Below are 16,913 nucleotides of genomic sequence, written 5' to 3'. Positions count from 1 at the left end.
ATTGTTGATGTCGCTGGCGCGGTTGTCGAGCGACTGTGCCGTGAAGAAGTTGGTGGGATTGTCCAGGGCCGAGTTGACGCTCTTGCCGGTCGACAGACGGTTCTGCGTGGTGGCGAGGAGGTCAGCGGTGGACTGGAGGGAGAGGAGGTTCTGACGAACCGACGCGGAGAGGACGATGCCTGACATGACTCTGTTACCCTTCTGGTAAACGACGCTACTGTTACGCGTCTGCTTGGATCGAGATTGACCCAGCGACCGGCGGACCCTGGTGCCGAGACCTCTAACGAAACATGAAATGAAATCCGCGCTTTTGCCGAGCGCCGCGTGATTCGGCCGGGCAAGCCCTGCACATCGCCGCGCCGCCGCACGGATATAACATTGGGAAGATTGAGCTTTTTCGCGCAAATGCCGGGGATTTAGAACTCGTTAACTAATTCCGAGCGAGAATCACGCCTTGATAAGCCGCAACGAGCGCTCGGTTACGAAAGCGTTGATGGAGAACAGGCATGGCTCTCAAGGTCGAGCTCAAACCGCACGAACGCATCATCGTCGGCAACTCGGTGATCACCAACACGGACCAGCGCGCCCGCCTCCTGATCGACGGCGAGAACGTGCCGATCCTGCGCGAGCGCGACATCCTCACGCCGGAGACCGCAAACACGCCCGCCAAGCTCGTCTATCTGGCGGTCCAGCTCATGTATATCTCGCCGGATCCGCAGACCCAGCACGGCACCTATTTCAACCTCGTGCGGGACATCGTCACCGCGGTGCCGAGTTCATGGCCGATCATCGAAGGCATCAACAACAACATCCTGAACGGCGACCTCTACCGGGCGCTGAAAGATGCCCGCAAGCTGATCGCCTATGAGGAGAAGCTGCGAGGCCAGTACGAAGCCACGCATCCCAAGGCGGAAGCGGACAAGGACGACGTCAGCACCGCTGCCTAACCACGCGCGTTCGCGCGAACGACAACGCCGCGCCAACGACAACGGCCCCGGATCGCCTCCGGGGCCGTTGTCGTTTCAGCCATGCGTCGATGCTACTGCGCCGCGAGCGGCGGCGCCTCGACCTCGACCACTCCGTCACCAACCCGCCGTGCGCCAAAATCAAGTATGGCCGCAATCAGCGCATCGATGTCCGTCTCGTCGGTGCGGTGATTGACGATGGCGGCGCGGATCGCGAACTTGCCGTCCAGCGTGGTGCCCGATGGCGCAGCGATGCCGGACTCCTGGACATCGGCGACGATCTCGCGATTGAAGGCATCATCGGCGCGGTAACGGAAGCAGACGATGTTGAGGTTTACCGGCGCCAGCAATTCCAGCCGCGGCTCGGCGAGCACGCGCGCTTCCAGATATTTTGCCAGCGCGCAGCTTCGCGCGATCACCGCACCCAGCCGGTCGGTGCCGAATGTCTTCAGCGTGAACCAGGTCTTCAGCGCGCGGAAGCCGCGCGACAAATCGGGACCGAGATCGCAGGGCCAGACCGCGCCTGCGGCAAGCCCCCTCGCCTCGCGGCTCAGATAGGCCGCCGGCTGCGCAAAGGCCTGCCGATGCTGCTCGCCGTCGCGCACCAGCAGGAAGCCGGCATCGTAGGGCACCTGTCCCCATTTGTGGAAATCGAGCGCAATGGAATCCGCAAGCTCGATGCCGCCGAGCACCGGCGCAAGCTCGGGCGCCAGGATCGCGAGCGCACCGAACGCGCCGTCGACGTGAAACCAGATTCCCTCCTCGCGGCACAGCCCCGCGATGGCCTTGAGGTCGTCGATCGCGCCGATATCGACCGTGCCAGCGGAGGCGACGACGAGGAACGGCTTGAAGCCGACCTCGCGATCGACCGCGATCTGCGCACGCAGCGCGGCGACGTCGATGCGATGATCGGCATCGACGTCGATCTTGCGCAGCGCATCGGTGCCGAGCCCGGCAATGTCCATCGCCCGCGAGACGCAGCCGTGCGCGGCACGTGACGTGTAGGCGGTGAGCAGCGCGCCGTCGTTGCCGATGCCGTATTGTCGCGCCAGCGCGCCGAGCGCGCTGGTACGCGCCACCAGCACCGCCATCAGATTGGCCATCGACGTGCCCGTGACGAAAATGCCGCTCGCACTCTCCGGGAAGGCGAAAAGGCGGCGCATCCAGTCGACGATCTGGCGCTCGACCTCGATCGGCATGTGGTCGCGGCCGCCGAGATTGGCGTTGAGGCCGGCGGCGAGCATTTCCGCGAGCATGCCGACCGCAGTGCCGCCGCCATGCACCCAGCCCATGAAGCCGGGGTGGACGTTGCCGGTCGCATATGGCGCGACATGCTCGGCGAATTCGCGATAGACATCGGCGAGATCGCTTGCCTCGCGTGGCACGTCGGCCTTGAATGCGGCGCGGACGTCATCGGGGATCGGCTGCCACACCGGACGCGCACGAATGTTGACGATGCCGTCGATCGTCTCGTCGAGCATGCGATGGGCGAGCGCGCGAAACGCGTTCCAGTCCTGCGGATCGAGCGAGGTGTCGGTGGCGGCGGCTTGCGTCTTGCGGACCATCTCGTTCATGCGGCTCTCCCCTCGCCGGCTTCTGCGTGTCGCGACAGCATCGCAGTGAATGCGGCAAAGATCTTGCGCATCTGCGGCGGCTTGTATGGAAATACGGCCGGCGGATCCATGTTGTGGACGACGGCGGTGTTGTCGGCCTCGAACACCAGCAGCTCGCCGTCCCGGTTCTCGGCGCAATCGACGATGAAATAGTCGAGGCCGACACGCTTGCTCATTTCGTCGAGCGCGTTGCGATGACGCGCGGCGAAAGCGCTGTCGAAGTCGAGCATGAAGGCGGCTTCTTCAGCTCGCTTCTCTTCGCTGAATGCCATGTAGGCGTTGAGATACCAGATGTCCCAGCGGTCGGCGATCGCCATGTGGCAGGCGTAGGGCTTGCCGTCGACCATGGTGAGACGATATTTGCGGTAAAGCCCGTCGGGGCTCGCATAGTCGACGAAGCGCGCGACGAAGAAATCCTGCTCTTTCCGTTCGGCAAGGTAGGCCGCGAGTGCCGGCGCATCGTCGATCTTGGCGAGCCCGACGCCCGCATGCGTGCCGCGCGGCCGCACGATCATCGGAAAGCGCAATTCGCCCGTGACGTCGTGGCAGGCGATCTTACCTTCCGAAAGATCCAGCAATTGCGCACGCGTCGCATGGACGGTCGCTGGAATGTCGAGACCGGGAATGCCCGCCAGCAGCCGGTACAGCTTGTCGCGATCGAGGTTGCCGATGAGATGGGGGCGATTGAGCAACGGCCGCGGCCAGTGCGGCGCGGCCTGTTCGATGACAGCGAGCGCCTGCCGGCATTCCTCCGAATCGGATGCGACCACGATCGCGACGTCGTGCTCGGGCAACGTCTCCGGCAGACCGACGCCCTTGACCACATAGAGCGTCAGCAATTCGATGTCGGAGCCTTCGAGCAGGAATTCGATCGGGGTATTGCCGCCCATGTCGATATCGGCCGCCAGCGCCAGCACGCGCAGGCCTGGTTTCGGAGCCGCGCAAGGCGTGCGAAACAATTGGTGGAAGGCGAGCACCTCGGTCTGGATTACGAGCCCGGCCTCCTTCTCGCCGAGAAGCTGGGCAATCAGCGACAGATCCAGGCCTTCGCCCGCCTCGGCCGTCCCCTCCTCGATCCGCGCCAGGAGCTTCTCGCGCAGCGGATGCAGATTGCCGCCCTCGAAGGCGCGGCGCGTCAGTTGCGCAAAGCCGATGCGATCGGAATAGTTCGGCGCGGTCGCGCCGTTCGGCGCTGAAACAGGATGCAGCATCTTAGACCTCGAGCACAAACTTTCCCGGCGCAGCCGCGGCACGGTCGAGCAGCAGCTCGATCTTCACCAGCACGTGGGCGATGCGATCGAGGATATGCTGCAAATTGCGTTGCGCTTGGGCGGCGTCCGCCGACCAGGCTTCGGTGACGAGCCGCGCCCCGACGCACAGCCGCAGCGCGGCCTGCGGCTTGCCGTCCGGCTGGTCAAATCGTACTGGCTGGCCGACGAGGCAGCGTTGCGCGGCAACCTGCCGGTCCGCCGCACTGCCGTCGATGTCGCCGTTCATGTCGTGCGCCAGGGCGCGATGCACGGCGCTGGTCTCGGCGATGGAAACCGGCTTGCCGTCGCGCCGCAGCGTGAACGGAAAGATCGTGGCGTGCGCGAATTCCTCGTCGTCCATCCCGGACGCTTCGATCGCGGCGGGAACAGCCCGAAGCGACGGAGACAGCGCGATCATGCTGTCGATGCCGGCCGCAAGCTCGGCCAGCGCCTTGGCGCGAAACGCACCGGACACGGCATAATAGCTGCCGATCTCGCTGAGCGCTGCCTCCCAGCGCAGCCATTGACCGAAATTCGGCCTGCGCTCGAAACGCGAGCGCAGCCCCGTCCAGGCTTTTGGCCAGTCGCTGCGGCCGGCATAATCGAAGAAGCCCGGCGCGATCTCGCCGATCCGGCCGAGCGAGCGCGACAGCCCTTTGGGCACCAGCAGCGCGCCGCTGAAGGCGGGGCCGCCGAAGAATTTCGAGCCCGTCATCAGCACCATGTAGCCGCGATCGAGATAGGAACGCAGCCGGCGGCGGCCAAGCCGCGCCTGGCAGGCATCGACGACGATTTGGACCTTGCCGGGCCAGCGTCGCGCGATCTCGTCGAGGCAGGCCACGCTCGGCGCGCGCCAGCCGAGCTTTGAAGAATCCATGATCTGCAACAGAACGCGCCGACCTTGCGCGAGGCTGGTCTCGACCGCGCGCAGTACCGCTTCATCCGCATCCGGGCGCATCGCAATGCCGGGCGCCGCGTCGAGCAGCGGCACCGCGACGCTGTCGCCGGCGAGCCCGGCCACCGCGCCGTCCTTTCGCACCGCAAGGCCGCTCGCCGTCATCGTGCTGAAATGGTGCCCGCGTGCGGTATGGGGCGTCCCGCTTCCGGTCTGATCCGTGCCGACCACGATCGTCACCGGCACTGCGCCGAGCACCGCGCGCGCCAGGAACAAGGCGTGAAGTTGGGAGTCGGTGCCGGACGGCGAGAACACGACATCGACGCGCGGCGAGAGCTGGAGATATCCGCGCAGCTCGTCACGCATGTCCTCGCAACGTGTGTCGAAGGCGACCTCGACCTCGTCGAACAGGCACTTGTGCATCAGCTCTTCGCGCGCCAGCGCGACGCGGTCATAGGCCGCTTGCGAGATCACGGACGCGGTCGAGGAAGCGAAATTCCAGATCTCCGGCTCCGGCGAGGCCGCGCAGCCATAGGCGTTGACGCGGTCCTTCGGATCGAGCGTCAGGCGCGAATCTCCGCCGGAGACCAGCAGCGTGTCGAGCGGCGTGAACAGATCGCGCAAGCGGTAGCGCGAGCCACCGTCGGACACTCGCCCGAGCTCTGGCAGACGGGATGCGTCGACGCTCATCCCGAAAGGCTCACGCCGCATCGGCCGCCGCCGCGGGCGCCGGCGCGAATTGCGAGGCGATATCGCCGTGGAATACCGACGGCCCGACATGGTCGAGCGAGCTCTGGATATCGGCCCAGATCTCGCCGCCGATATCGGTCCAGCGCTTGCAGAAGGCGAAGTCCTCGGAGAGATACGTGCCGGTCGCCGGATCGATCATGCATTCGAACAGCGCGAACCGGTTCTGGCTCGCCGCCAGCGTATCGTGCGAATGCTCGCGGAAGAATTGCAGGCTGGCGTAGTCCGGATGGCGGCACATCGCCTCCAGCACGTGGCGCCGGATCATCAGGAAGCCGGTGCCGGCGTAGCGCACGCGGGTAAAGCCGTTGACCACCACGATGCGGTCGGGGTCCTCGATCTCGAGCACGTAGTCGAGCGAAGCCGCCGGCACATCCGCCCGGCCCGACTGGATCGCACGCGCGGCCTTGTCCCAGTTGACCCGCTTGATCGGATAGCAGCCGGCGACAACGTCGGCGCCGCATTCGATCAGCCGGAACACCTGCTCCGGCTTGAACCCGATATCGGCATCGATGAACAGGAAATGCGTCGCCTTGGGATCGTCCAGGAACATCGCGGCAAGGTTGGCCCGCGCCCGCGTGATCAGGGCGTCGCCGTCGCGCAGCAGCACCTTGAGCTCGAGATTGGACATGCCGTGCACGGCGCGCTGGAGCGCGAAGATCGAGCTCGCATAGATGCTAGACACCTGCCCGCCGAAGCAAGGCGTTGCCACCACCAGCTGCATCTTGTCCGACATCGAAAGCTCCGCCCCGCTCCAATCCTCACCAAGAGGTAAAGAGGCATGGTTAACGGCGCCTTAACGCATCCTTACAGGAACTTGACGAGCGAAAGCTGCGCAAGGTTCGAGGTCACCTGGTAGGACGCCTGGAGCGCATTCTGGAGCGACAGGATCTCGCTCGCGACCTGGTCGGGCGAGGCCGATTCCGCCTGGTCGATGATGGTCTGGAGCTGCGCCTTGGCCTGGGTCTGGCGCGTGCTCGCGTCCTTCATCGTGTTCTGGGCCATCGCAAGGTCGGTCTGGATGTCCTCGATACGCTGCTGCCCCGGCTGCTGGGTCAGCGCCTGCGTCACCCGCAGGCTCAGCGCCGAGACCTGCCCGCCCGAATACTGCCCGGTCGGCGAGGTCGAGAACGTCCCGAACACGGCGACTGCCTGCAACTGGCGCCGGATCGCATCCTCGTCGGCCTGCGCGCCATATTGCACCGTGACGGAATCGTCGACCCGCGCCATCGCGGTGGAGCGCGCCGAACCGGGCCCGTCATTGCCCTGGTACCATTTCACGGTGTTGGCCGAGCCGTTCACCAGTGTCGTCGCCGAGCTCGCGGGCGAAGAGCCGACGCGCAGCGGCGGCTGCGTCGCGGTGACCGGCGTCGCGCTGAAACCGAGCGAACCCAGCGCACCCGTATTCGAGCTCGTGATGTTCAGGCTCGCCGCATCGTCCGTGTTGATCGTGATCGAACCGCCATGGATGGTCGACGGCTTCGAAGTCCCCGTGATCGCATCGATCTTGCTGAGCAGGGTCTGGATGCTGTCGCCGACATTGAGCTGATTGCCGGTCGCGCCCGAGGCGACGAAAGTAAGCGTGGTGCCGTTGACGGTGATGGTGTTGCCGGCGACGAAGCCCGGCGAGATCGAGTCCGAGGGGCTCGCGCCGGACAGCGCCGTCGCACCGCTGATCGGTGCGGGTGGAGCCGCCTGGTTGCTCTTGGGAGTACCGATCGCAGAGCTGGCCGTGTTGAAGAAATTGTCGCCGGCGGTCACGGCGGACGCCGCCACCAGCGAGGTGTTGGCAAGCTTCTTGATCGCGGTGTTCAGCGCGGTGTTGAGATTCGCCGCGGTATTGTTCGGGTTGACCGGGACGCTTGCATCGATCGCAAAGCTACCCAGCGGCGTCGGCGTCGCCGTCGACGCCGTCAGGTTGATCTGCTCGGTCGTACCGTCAGGCAGCGTGAACTGGACGCTCAGCTTGTCGCCATTGCTGGGATTGGTTCCGTTGAGATCGACCGAGAACGACACCGGCGAGCCGCTCGGGCCGGTGATGGTCGCGCCCGTCAACGTCGAGGAGACCGCCTTGATCTTGAGCCCGAACGGCGATCCCGCGACGTCTTCCGACACCTGCACCGAGCTGGGCGTCGGCTGCGTCTGCACCAGCCGGCCCATGCCGCTCGCGCCGAGATCGGCGGCCTGGCGCTCCGCCATGACGGTCTTGAAGCCCGCCTGCGTCGTGGTGCCGTTGATGATGTCGCCGGCATCCGCGACCGACTGCGTGTTGAAGGCGGTTCCGGAGAACAGATAGCGGTTGCCCGACTGCGTGTTGAGAACGCCGACCATCGAGCCGAATTGCGCGGCCGCGGTGTTCTGCGCGACCGTCTGTCCGTTGACGTTGAGATCCTGCGCGGTGTTGGCGGAGCCCGTCTGCACGGTGTTGCGGATCGTCGTCAGCGCCTGGAGCGCGGTATTGGCGAGGTTGATGTTGACGTTGACGTTGGTGATCGTGTCGGTATAGGCGGCGATGTTGGAGAGCTGCGCGCGCCCGGCGATCGCAAAGCCCTCGTTGGTGCCCATGCCGGAATAGTTCTGCGACAGCTTGCCGGTCGAGAGCTGCGTCGACAGGTCGGTGAGCTGCTGATTGATGTTGCGGATCTGCGAGCCGAGAACCGACGAGGAGTAGTTGATGCTGCTGATCGACATGTTTCAGAGCCCTGTACTGGTTACACTTGAGCCTGGAGCAACGTGTTCATCATGCCCTGCACCACCGACATCACGTGGGCGTTGGCGGCATAGGCATTCTGAAGCTGGATCAGGTTCGACATCTCCGAGTCCAGGTTGACGCTGGAGGTCGAGTTGAATTTAGCCTGGAGCGTCGAGACCACGACGCTCTGGCCCTGCTGCAGCTGAGTGGCCTGGGTCGAGGCGTTGGCCTGGATGCTCAGGAACTGCTGCAGGTAGTTCGAGACGCTGCCGGTGAAGGGCTGGTTGGCCGAGCCGAGGCCGGTCGTCGGCGAATAGGAGAACACCGCGTTGGTGAGCTGCGAATAGAGATAGTCCGAACGCGTGGTGTCGCCCGCGGGCGTCACCGGCGAGGTGTTGTAGATCGACAGCCGCGTGGGATCGCTGGCCAGCTGCGTGTTCACCGCGATGCGCCCGGCAAGGCCGGTCATCTGCGAGCCCGACGCCGTGATCGCGCCGGTGTAGAGCGCCTGCCCGCCGTCGGTGAAGACCGCCAGTTGCGGGTTGCCCGAGGTCAGCGACGAGATCGTCTTGGTGGTCGAGGCCGAATTGACCTTGGCAAGGCCGGTGTTGTCGTCGGTCACCCGCAGCGTCGTGGCGGTTGCCGGCGCAGGAGCCGCGGAGAACGTCAGGTGCGAGCCTGACAGCGCGGAGTTGAGCGCGGAGGCAATCGCCGCCACGCCGCCGGAGAAGTTGACGCCCACCCGCATCGGATTGGCATTGGTGGCATTCTGGAGCGGCAGCGCCGCCGGATCGGTCACGTTGACCAGCGTGACCTGGCGCTGGGTGTTGGTAGCCGTGTCCGTGTAGGTGATGTTGACCGCGTTGCCCGGTTGCGCGCCGGCAACGTCCAGGTCGAACCCGGCCGGCGGGCCCGAGACCGTGCTGCCGGCCGTGGTCTTGTCCGACAGCGCGCTCGACATCGTCGCGGCGAGCTGGTCGATCTGGGTCTGCGCCTGCACCAGCGTCTGGTCGCGCAGCTTCAGATCGGCCGCGATCTGGCCGGACGAGACCACATTGTTGGCGACGACGTCGACCTTCGAGCCGTTCGGCAGGACGATGTTGAACGCGCCGACGCCCGACTTGGCCGGATCGATGTTGTAGAGCGAGGTCGCCGACAGCGCGCCGGCGGAGGCAAAGGAGAATTGCGAGGCGAGCCCGGCGCCGACGAGCTGAATACCGGTCGTGGTGTAGATGTTGGCCTGGTTCGAGCCGTCGGTGGTGACGCGGACGTCGACATATTTCGACAGCGTGTTGATGGCCTGGTCGCGCTGGTCCATCAGCGTCGCGGCGGAGGGATCGGTGGCCGACAGGCCCTGGAGCTTGGTGTTGATGTCGGCGATCTGGTTCATCGCCGCGTTGGCCTGCTGCGCCGAGGTGCCGAGATCCTGCTCGACGTTGGAGCGCAGCGACTGGATGCCCTTGGTGGTGACGTTGAGCTGCTGCGCCAGAGCCTGCGCCGCGCCGAGGGCAACCGTCTGCGCCGACGACGAGCCCGCGCTGGTCGACAACGCCTGCAACGCCGTGGTGAAATTGTTCAGCGAAGTTTCCAGCGTGCCGCTGTTGCCGGGCGTGCCATAGACATTCTGAAGCTGCTTCAGGATGTTGGCCATCTGGTCGGCGTAGCCGCTGCCGCCGGTCTCGGTGCGCAGCTGGTTCAGCACAAAGCTGTCGAGCTCGCGGCTGACGCCGGTCGTCATCGCCGTCGAGCCGAAGTCGCCGGTGGTGACCTCGATCTGGTTCGGCGTCTGGACGATGTAACCCGGCGTCTGCGAATTCGCGACGTTCGAGGAGACGATCGAGAGCGCGGCCTGGTTGGCACGCAGACCGCTCATCGCACTGGCGAGGGCTGAACTCAAACCCATGTCACTGGCCGCCTTTGGTTACGTCACGCGCCGATCAGCGCAACACGTTGAGGAGGTCCTGCACCATCGAATTCGCGGTCGTGATCACCTTGGTGTTGGCCGAATAGGCCTGCTGGGTCACGATCAGCTTGGTGAACTCGTCGGCGATGTCGGTGTTCGAGCCTTCCAGCGACGAGCCGCTGATGGTGCCCGAAGCGCCGTCGATCGCAGGTCCCGACTGTTCGGTCGCGGCATAGGCGCCGCCGTCGAGCGCCTTGAGGTAGTTGGTGCCGTTGAAGTGCGACAGCGAGACCTGCGCGAGGTCGAGGTTCTGGCCGTTGGAGAAGGTGCCGATCACGAGGCCGTTGTTGTTGACGGCGACCGAGCGGAGCTGACCGGCGGCGTAGCCGTTCTGGGTGATGGTGTTGATCGTCACCGCGCCGCTGGTGCTGGCATATTGCGTCAGACCGCCCTGGGAGATGTTGAAGGCGACAGAGCCGAGCGACTGGCCGCTGACGCTGACATTGTTGATGGTAATGCCCGAGCTGCTCGGCGAGGTCAGCGAGCCGTCGGCGGCGAAGGTGAAGGCCTGTCCGGTATTGACCCAGCCGACCGTCGTGCCCGTCGCACTCGGATCGGTCTGGTAGAACAGGTTCCAGGTGTCGGAATGGCCGGTACCCAGCGAGGCGCTGTCGGTCTTGGCCCAGCGCATCTGCAGGTTCACCGGCGTGCCGGCGGCGTTGTAGGCGGTGACCGCACCGCCGCTGATCGATTCCTTGGTGAAGGTGGCGATATCGTTGCCGATCACGCCGCCGGTGCCGGCCGTGCCGCCACCGCCGCGGTTCTTGGAGATGGATGACGTGAAGCCGAGCGCGGCGAAGGCGCTGCTGTTGTTGGGGCTCGTCACAGTCAAGGTGGGATTGGCGATACCGGTATTCAGCGTGATCACGCCGTTGCTGATCGAAGAACCGCTCGCACCGCTGAGGTTGTCGATCTTCTGGAGCAAGGTCGCAATGTCGTCAGTGATGTTGATCAGGTTCGGGGTCAAACTGGTAGCACCGGAGTTCACGAAGGTGATCGTGTTGGCGCCTGCCGTGCCATTGACCTGGATCGTGTTGCCGGCCACGAAGGGCGTCGAGAGGACCTCCGCCCCGCCGGGCGTCGCGCTGCCGCCGAGCTGTGTCGCAGCTGTAATCGCGGGGGTGGACAGCACGTTACCGCCGCGCGTCACGCTGCTGACGCCGAGCAAGCTTGCCGCAGTGCCGCCGATCGTGACGTCGGCTGTGGTGTTGGTCGTGATCTGGATGTTACCGCCCGCGGTCATTGTCGCGGTGGCGGGGGCGCCACCGGCGCCCAGGGTGATCGCATTCAGGATGTCCGACATCTTTGCGCCGGTCGGCGAGAGCAGGCCGATCGTGGTGGTGCTGCCGCTCGTCGAGGCGCCGGAAACAGTGGGGTCAAAGTTGATGGTCTGGCCGTTGACCGTCAGCGTCTTGTTGGCCAGGTTGGTGAGAAGGCTGGTGTTGAGATGCGGGGACACAGCGGAATCGAGCGACGTGGCGCCAGTTGCCGCCGCCGAAGCGGTGTCCTGCAGCGTCACCGTGCCGGTCGCGGTCGTCGCCGTATAGGCCGAGCGCAGATTGCCGGTGGCCGCTGCGCCGGAGACCGTCGCATTCGTATAGGGCGGCGGCGGCGTGCCGATGATCAGCGGGTTGGCGGCGAAATCGGACGGGTTCAGGCCGCCGGCCGCCAGCAGCGTGCCGCTCGCCGCGGTCGAGCTCGCCGCCGTGTTCGGCACGCTCGGCAGGTTCGCGGCGTACTGGATCGAAGTGGTCGCCTGGGCCGGGATGAAGTTGTTCTGGAATTTCAGGACCGTCGCCACGTTACCGGTCGGGTTGCCGGTCTTGGGATCGACCGTGGTGCCCATCAGATAATAGCCGGCGCCGTTGACCAGATTGCCGTTGGCATTGAGCTGAAAGTCGCCGCGGCGGGTGTAGTAGGTGACGCCGCTGAACACCGGGACGTTGTCGACGACGCCTGTCGCCTTCTGGATCGAGAAGAAGCCGTCGCCGGTGATCGCCATGTTGGTGGCGACGGTGGAGGACGAGATCGTGCCCTGCGTGGTGATGGTGGCCTTCGCATTGGCCGTCACGCCGCCCGCGACCTGCTTGCTGGGCACCGAGGCGTCGGGAATGAGATCGACGAAGCTGGTGCCGATGCCCTTGTAACCGGTGGTGGATGAGTTCGCGATGTTGCCGGAAATGTTCTGCAGCGCGTAGGACTGCGCCTGCAGGCCACCCACCGAGGTGTTCATTGCATCGAAGATACCCATAACTTTGTCTCCAAATCCGATCTCGGCGGCCGGTCGACCAGGGCCGCAGTCGGAGGAGACAGTCGCAAGGGCTATGCCAATGCGGGTTTCTCTAAAAAATCAATGACTTAAACGAATAGGCCCCGGTCGGATGACCGGGGCACAATTGCCGGGCCGGCAACAATTGCCGGGGCATCCCTTACGTCGCCGATGCCGCCGCGGGATGGAAAACCAGCCCGAACCCGTCGATGCAGTAGCGCAGTCCGGTCGGCTTCGGACCGTCGTCGAAGACGTGGCCGAGATGGCCGCCGCAGCGCCGGCAATGCACTTCGGTGCGGAGCATGCCGAAGGTGCGGTCTTCGGTCTTGCCGACATTGCCTTCGATCGGCTGGTAGAAGCTCGGCCAGCCCGTGCCGCTCTCGAACTTGGTGTCGGACGCAAACAGCGGCAGGTCGCAGCCGGCGCAGGCGAAGATCCCCTTGCGGTGCTCCTTCAAGAGCGGGCTGGAGCCGGGCCGCTCGGTGCCGTGATTGCGCAGGATCTCATATTGCTGCGGCGTGAGCTGGGCACGCCACTCGGCCTCCGTCTTCACGATCTCGAACTTTTCTGCGGCCTTCTCGCCGGCCTCGGCAGGCGTTCCTCTCAGCCAGCGGAAGGCCGAAAGGCCGAACAGGCCGGCGACAGTCGTTAGCAGGATGCGGCGGTCAAACATCTCATTCTCCGTGCGCGAGGAGTCCACGCCCTGAGATACGGGTTCTAACGGCCGACGTTACACGTCCGGGCGGAGTTTTTCTCAACTTATTGCGAGACGCCGCCGTCGAGCGAGGCCGGTTCCGCGGCTTCAGCCGCGGGTTTCGGCGACGGGGCCGGCCGCGGCCGCACACCGGGCGGCGGCCGGCGCGGACCGGTGCCGGCGGCCCGGTTGGCTTCGGCCAGCCGCGCCTCGCGTTCCCTGTCCTTGACCCGCGCCCGCTCGCGGTAGCGGGCGAGCGTGCCTGCGGCGGCGGAGCTCGTCCTGCCCCAGATCCCGACCAGTTGACCCGCGACCCGTCCGGTGGCGCCGCCCGCCCAGACCAGCTCGAACGGCGAAAACAGCCGCCAGCGCTCGTCGCCCCACAGGATGCTGCGCGCGATCATCTGCCCGGCCATGGCCGAGGTGTTCATGCCCTGGCGGCCGAACCCGCTCGCCACCCACAGGCCTTTGCGCAACTGGCCGATCTGCGGCATGCCGTGCACGGTCTGGCCGGTGGCGCCGCCGAACATCTCGGTGATCTCGACATTGCCGAGCTGGGGGAAGATCGACCGGATCCGTCGCTTGACGCCGCCTGCAAAGCGCTGCGGCCGCGCGGCCCAGGTGGTCTCCGGGCTCTCCCACATCAGCCGGTCGCCGTCGACGATACGAAAATGATCGACGCCGTCGGAATCCATCACCGATCCCTTGAAGGCGATGATCTCGTGCACGCGCTCGCCGAGCGGCGCGGTGATGCCGGCATAGCGCCAGACCGGCAGCAGCGTCTCCGACAGGCGCCTCAACGGCGCGCCGAGATGAATGTTGCCGGCAAGCACGATGTGCGTCGCGCGCAGCCGCGCCGACGGCGTGACGATCCGCTTGCGGATGCCGGAATGGTCGATGCTGACCACCGGCGTATCCTCGAAGATGCGGGCGCCGGCCCGCCGCGCCAGCGCCGCAAGGCCGTGCACATATTTGCGGCCGTCGACCTGGAATGCCCTGGGATAGTAGACGCCGTGGAAGTAGCGATCGGTCTTGAGCACCTCGCGGACGCGATCGACCTGCCAGCCCTCGACCTCGGTGTCGAAATCTTCGTGCAGCATCTGCAACCGGCTGATCAACCGGTCGCCGGTATCGACGTTGGAGACCTCGAGCACGCCGTCGCTCGGGGCGATTCCCGGCATGTTCTCTTCGGTGGCGTTGGCGCGGACGAACTCGGCGCCCTCCTTCGACAGCATCCACAATTCGCGCGCGTCCTCGAAGCCGATGCGCTCGATCAGCTCGGTGAGCGGCAGCGCAAAGCCCGGCATGACGGTGCCGAGCTGGTTGCCGGAGGCATTCCAGCCGATATGCCGGCCCTCGAGCACCGCGACGCTGGCCCCGAGCCGGGCCGCCTCCAGCGCGATGGAGAGCCCGGCAAGCCCTGCCCCGATCACGCAGATGTCGGCGTCGAGATCGAACGACAGCCGCGTACGCTCGCGAAAGCCGGCTTCTTCCTGGGGCACGCTTGTGAAAGTCTCGCTCATATCGTTTTCTTAGAGCATGATCCGGAAAAGTGTGCAGCGGTTTTCCGAAAAGATCATGCTCAAGGCAAAATTTAAAGCGCGATAAGGGTTTGTCCAAATCTCATCGCGCTTTAAAGGACCGATCGGGCGCTTGTCACCTTGTCCTCAAGCGGTGCCTGTAGATTATTCTGGACGTGTAACGATTCGAGAGTGCCATGCGCCGTTTGATGCTGCTGCGTCACGCCAAGACCGAGACCGACGCGCCGAGCGGCCGTGACCAGGATCGCCGGCTCGACGACCGCGGCCACAAGGATGCCGCCGAGATCGGCGACTGGATCGCCTCCCATCCCCCCTTCCCCGACACCGTGCTGGTGTCGCATGCCGTCCGGGCACGGCAGACCTGGGACATCGCCTGGCAGACGATGAAGGGCCGCGTCGCCGCGCCCGAGGTCGAGGTCCTGCCGGAACTCTACGGCGCCGACCCCGCGCAGATCCTGGAATCCATTCGCACTGCAACCAACCCGGGCAACCCGAAGCGGCTGCTGCTGGTCGGCCACAATCCCGGCATGCACGAGGCCGCCTTGATGCTGATGGGCGGCGGCGATCCGGCCGGCGCCAAGGCGCTCGCCCACAATCTGCCCACCGCGGGGCTTGCGATCTTCGACTTTGACGTGAAGGATTGGGGGGACGTGGCCTACCGCCGCGGCAAGCTGGTGCTGTTCGTCAGCCCCAAGCTGCTTCGATCGGGATGAGACGCGCGGGCGCCGTCTCGACCGGTCGATGCAGCCTGATCACGGGCTGACTGGAAGATTTGGAGGCGCAGATGTTCAAGTCCATCCTCGTGCCCATCGACCTCGCCGACACCGATCTGGCCAAGCCGGCGATCGCAACCGCGGCAACGCTGTCGCAGACCTGGAGCGGCACGGTGCGCCTGCTCAACGTGCTGCCGATGACGCCGGTGATGCTGGCAGAATACGTGCCGGCCGACTTCGACGAACAGCAACGCCAGACCTCGGAGGAAGCGCTCGCCATCGTCGCGCGCGAATCCGGCATCGAGGCTTCCCACATCTCCAGCGTGGTCCGCCAGGGCGGCATCTACCACGAGATCCTGGAGGAAGCCGTGCACATGAAGGCCGATCTGATCGTGATGACCTCGCACCGGCCGGCGATGCGCACCTATTTCCTCGGCTCCAATGCCGGTCACGTCGTGCGCTACGCGAAGTGCTCGGTGCTGGTGGTCAGGCACTGAGCTCGGAGCAATGTCGTGAAGCAATGGTGGCGGAGATGGACTTACGAGGTCCCGCTCGCGATCGGCGATGCATTATGGGAGGTGCTCGTCGTGCAACTGGCCGCGCTGCTGGACAGACTGACGGTGCGGAAGGTGATTGCCTTCATCCCCGTCGTGATCCTTGTGCTGGCCTACTACCACAGGATCCCGATTCCGCCGGAACTGGTGCTCATCGGCGACTTCCTCGCCTATATCGACATCTTCTCGGTGCTGATCCTGCTCGGCGTGCTGAGCCGCGTCACGACGATCCTGTTCGTCGTCAAACAGGCCGCCGCGCGCATTGCCACGTTCGTGGGCAACGTCGCTGCGCACTTGCCGCGCCTGGATATCCGGCATCGGCGCCAACGCGGCGCCGCGACAAGGCCTCACCGCGCGCCCGACCGCTCCGACGACGATCGAGCTCCCCACGGAGCGTGGGCCCAGGCCGCCTTCGCCTGATCCATCCACGAGCTTGAAGCTTGTAGAGCTTGAAGCCTGTAGCCCGGGTGAGCGAAGCGATACCCGGGACAGCTCGTGCCGAGAATCCCCGGATGTCGCTGCGCTCATCCGGGCTACGAGATCTTGCGTTACTCGTCGGGCAAAACACCCAAACCATCGGTCAATGCTCGATGACGAAAATATTCCGCTTTACCGAAATTCGGAATTGGCGGATAGTGCGCGCACTCCGGCCCAAGGAAGAGGGGCGTATCGCGATCGTCACGAACGCGGGCCGGGCAGCGGTGGGCGTGGGTCACATCGGCGCGAAAGGCATCGCAGGGCGGAGAGCCGTGAGCGACAGCATCGCGCGCACGACCGGTGTGATCGGCGTACGGCCAAATCGTGTCGTCCTGGCGCCCGGGGTCTGTGCGCCAAGTCTTGCGGTGATGGGTGCGGTCCGACCGGACCGCGCGCATCAGCCATCCGCAAGGCGACGGGGGCAATAGTGCATCGCTCCCCGGGGAGAGCACGACATAAGCCGTTCCAACCATCCGCGCAGGGAAGGCCGGGATGCTCCGGTTGCCCTGTTTCCCCGCTGTGCATCGTAGCGCAATCCGC

Annotated in this window: 14 protein-coding genes and 1 pseudogene; 4 read left to right on the top strand and 11 right to left on the bottom strand. The window is 65.4% G+C overall.

Annotated features, from left to right (window positions below):
- Positions 1 to 186 (bottom strand): annotated as a pseudogene (locus A3M7_RS45560) (flagellar protein); the annotation flags it as partial.
- Between the two features lie 320 nt (positions 187 to 506).
- Here A3M7_RS45560 and flbT point away from each other — a divergent pair.
- On the top strand, positions 507 to 947 hold the full coding sequence (gene flbT / locus A3M7_RS0137000) for a flagellar biosynthesis repressor FlbT (RefSeq protein ID WP_027548407.1): 441 nt from the start codon (positions 507 to 509) through the stop codon (positions 945 to 947).
- Between the two features lie 92 nt (positions 948 to 1,039).
- Here flbT and A3M7_RS0136995 read toward each other — a convergent pair whose 3' ends face one another.
- The 9 genes from A3M7_RS0136995 to A3M7_RS0136955 all read right to left on the bottom strand — a co-directional run bounded on the left by A3M7_RS0136995 (position 1,040) and on the right by A3M7_RS0136955 (position 14,611).
- Positions 1,040 to 2,539, bottom strand: coding sequence for an aspartate aminotransferase family protein (locus tag A3M7_RS0136995; RefSeq protein WP_027548406.1), 1,500 nt, complete (start codon positions 2,537 to 2,539; stop codon positions 1,040 to 1,042).
- On the bottom strand, positions 2,536 to 3,789 hold the full coding sequence (locus tag A3M7_RS0136990) for a RimK family alpha-L-glutamate ligase (RefSeq protein WP_027548405.1): 1,254 nt from the start codon (positions 3,787 to 3,789) through the stop codon (positions 2,536 to 2,538). Before A3M7_RS0136990 ends, A3M7_RS0136995 begins: the two co-directional genes overlap by 4 nt.
- A 1-nt stretch (position 3,790) precedes the next feature.
- The gene (locus tag A3M7_RS0136985) at positions 3,791 to 5,434 is read right to left on the bottom strand and encodes a hypothetical protein (protein WP_049823934.1); all 1,644 of its coding nucleotides are present in this window, start codon (positions 5,432 to 5,434) and stop codon (positions 3,791 to 3,793) included.
- Positions 5,424 to 6,206: a hypothetical protein gene (locus tag A3M7_RS0136980; RefSeq protein ID WP_027548403.1), complete on the bottom strand. Its 783-nt coding sequence runs from the start codon at positions 6,204 to 6,206 to the stop codon at positions 5,424 to 5,426. The genes A3M7_RS0136985 and A3M7_RS0136980 overlap by 11 nt, the downstream gene beginning before the upstream one ends.
- A gap of 71 nt (positions 6,207 to 6,277) precedes the next feature.
- Positions 6,278 to 8,161, bottom strand: coding sequence for a flagellar protein (locus tag A3M7_RS0136975; RefSeq protein ID WP_027548402.1), 1,884 nt, complete (start codon positions 8,159 to 8,161; stop codon positions 6,278 to 6,280).
- Positions 8,162 to 8,181: 20 nt separating this feature from the next.
- On the bottom strand, positions 8,182 to 10,065 hold the full coding sequence (flgK, locus tag A3M7_RS0136970) for a flagellar hook-associated protein FlgK (protein WP_027548401.1): 1,884 nt from the start codon (positions 10,063 to 10,065) through the stop codon (positions 8,182 to 8,184).
- Between the two features lie 34 nt (positions 10,066 to 10,099).
- Positions 10,100 to 12,376, bottom strand: coding sequence for a flagellar hook-basal body complex protein (locus A3M7_RS0136965; protein WP_027548400.1), 2,277 nt, complete (start codon positions 12,374 to 12,376; stop codon positions 10,100 to 10,102).
- A gap of 178 nt (positions 12,377 to 12,554) precedes the next feature.
- Positions 12,555 to 13,067: a peptide-methionine (R)-S-oxide reductase MsrB gene (gene msrB, locus A3M7_RS0136960; protein ID WP_027548399.1), complete on the bottom strand. Its 513-nt coding sequence runs from the start codon at positions 13,065 to 13,067 to the stop codon at positions 12,555 to 12,557.
- Between the two features lie 86 nt (positions 13,068 to 13,153).
- Entirely contained in the window at positions 13,154 to 14,611 is a 1,458-nt protein-coding gene (locus A3M7_RS0136955; protein WP_027548398.1) for an FAD-binding oxidoreductase, read from the bottom strand.
- A gap of 194 nt (positions 14,612 to 14,805) precedes the next feature.
- Between A3M7_RS0136955 and A3M7_RS0136950 the strand changes: the two genes are divergently transcribed.
- The 3 genes from A3M7_RS0136950 to A3M7_RS0136940 all read left to right on the top strand — a co-directional run bounded on the left by A3M7_RS0136950 (position 14,806) and on the right by A3M7_RS0136940 (position 16,316).
- The gene (locus A3M7_RS0136950; RefSeq protein WP_027548397.1) at positions 14,806 to 15,342 is read left to right on the top strand and encodes a histidine phosphatase family protein; all 537 of its coding nucleotides are present in this window, start codon (positions 14,806 to 14,808) and stop codon (positions 15,340 to 15,342) included.
- A 71-nt stretch (positions 15,343 to 15,413) separates the two neighbouring features.
- Complete coding sequence (locus A3M7_RS0136945) at positions 15,414 to 15,839, top strand: universal stress protein (RefSeq protein WP_011088599.1); 426 nt, start codon at positions 15,414 to 15,416, stop codon at positions 15,837 to 15,839.
- Positions 15,840 to 15,854: 15 nt separating this feature from the next.
- Complete coding sequence (locus A3M7_RS0136940; RefSeq protein WP_027548396.1) at positions 15,855 to 16,316, top strand: hypothetical protein; 462 nt, start codon at positions 15,855 to 15,857, stop codon at positions 16,314 to 16,316.
- A gap of 128 nt (positions 16,317 to 16,444) precedes the next feature.
- Here the strand turns inward: A3M7_RS0136940 and A3M7_RS50335 are convergent.
- On the bottom strand, positions 16,445 to 16,913 hold a 469-nt coding region (locus A3M7_RS50335), incomplete at its 5' end, for a hypothetical protein (protein WP_210164309.1).

It is taken from the genome of Bradyrhizobium sp. WSM2254, assembly GCF_000472645.1.
Lineage (GTDB): Bacteria > Pseudomonadota > Alphaproteobacteria > Rhizobiales > Xanthobacteraceae > Bradyrhizobium > Bradyrhizobium niftali.
The sequence above is the reverse complement of the archived record's forward strand: the minus strand, read 5'-3'. Positions and strand labels throughout refer to the sequence as shown.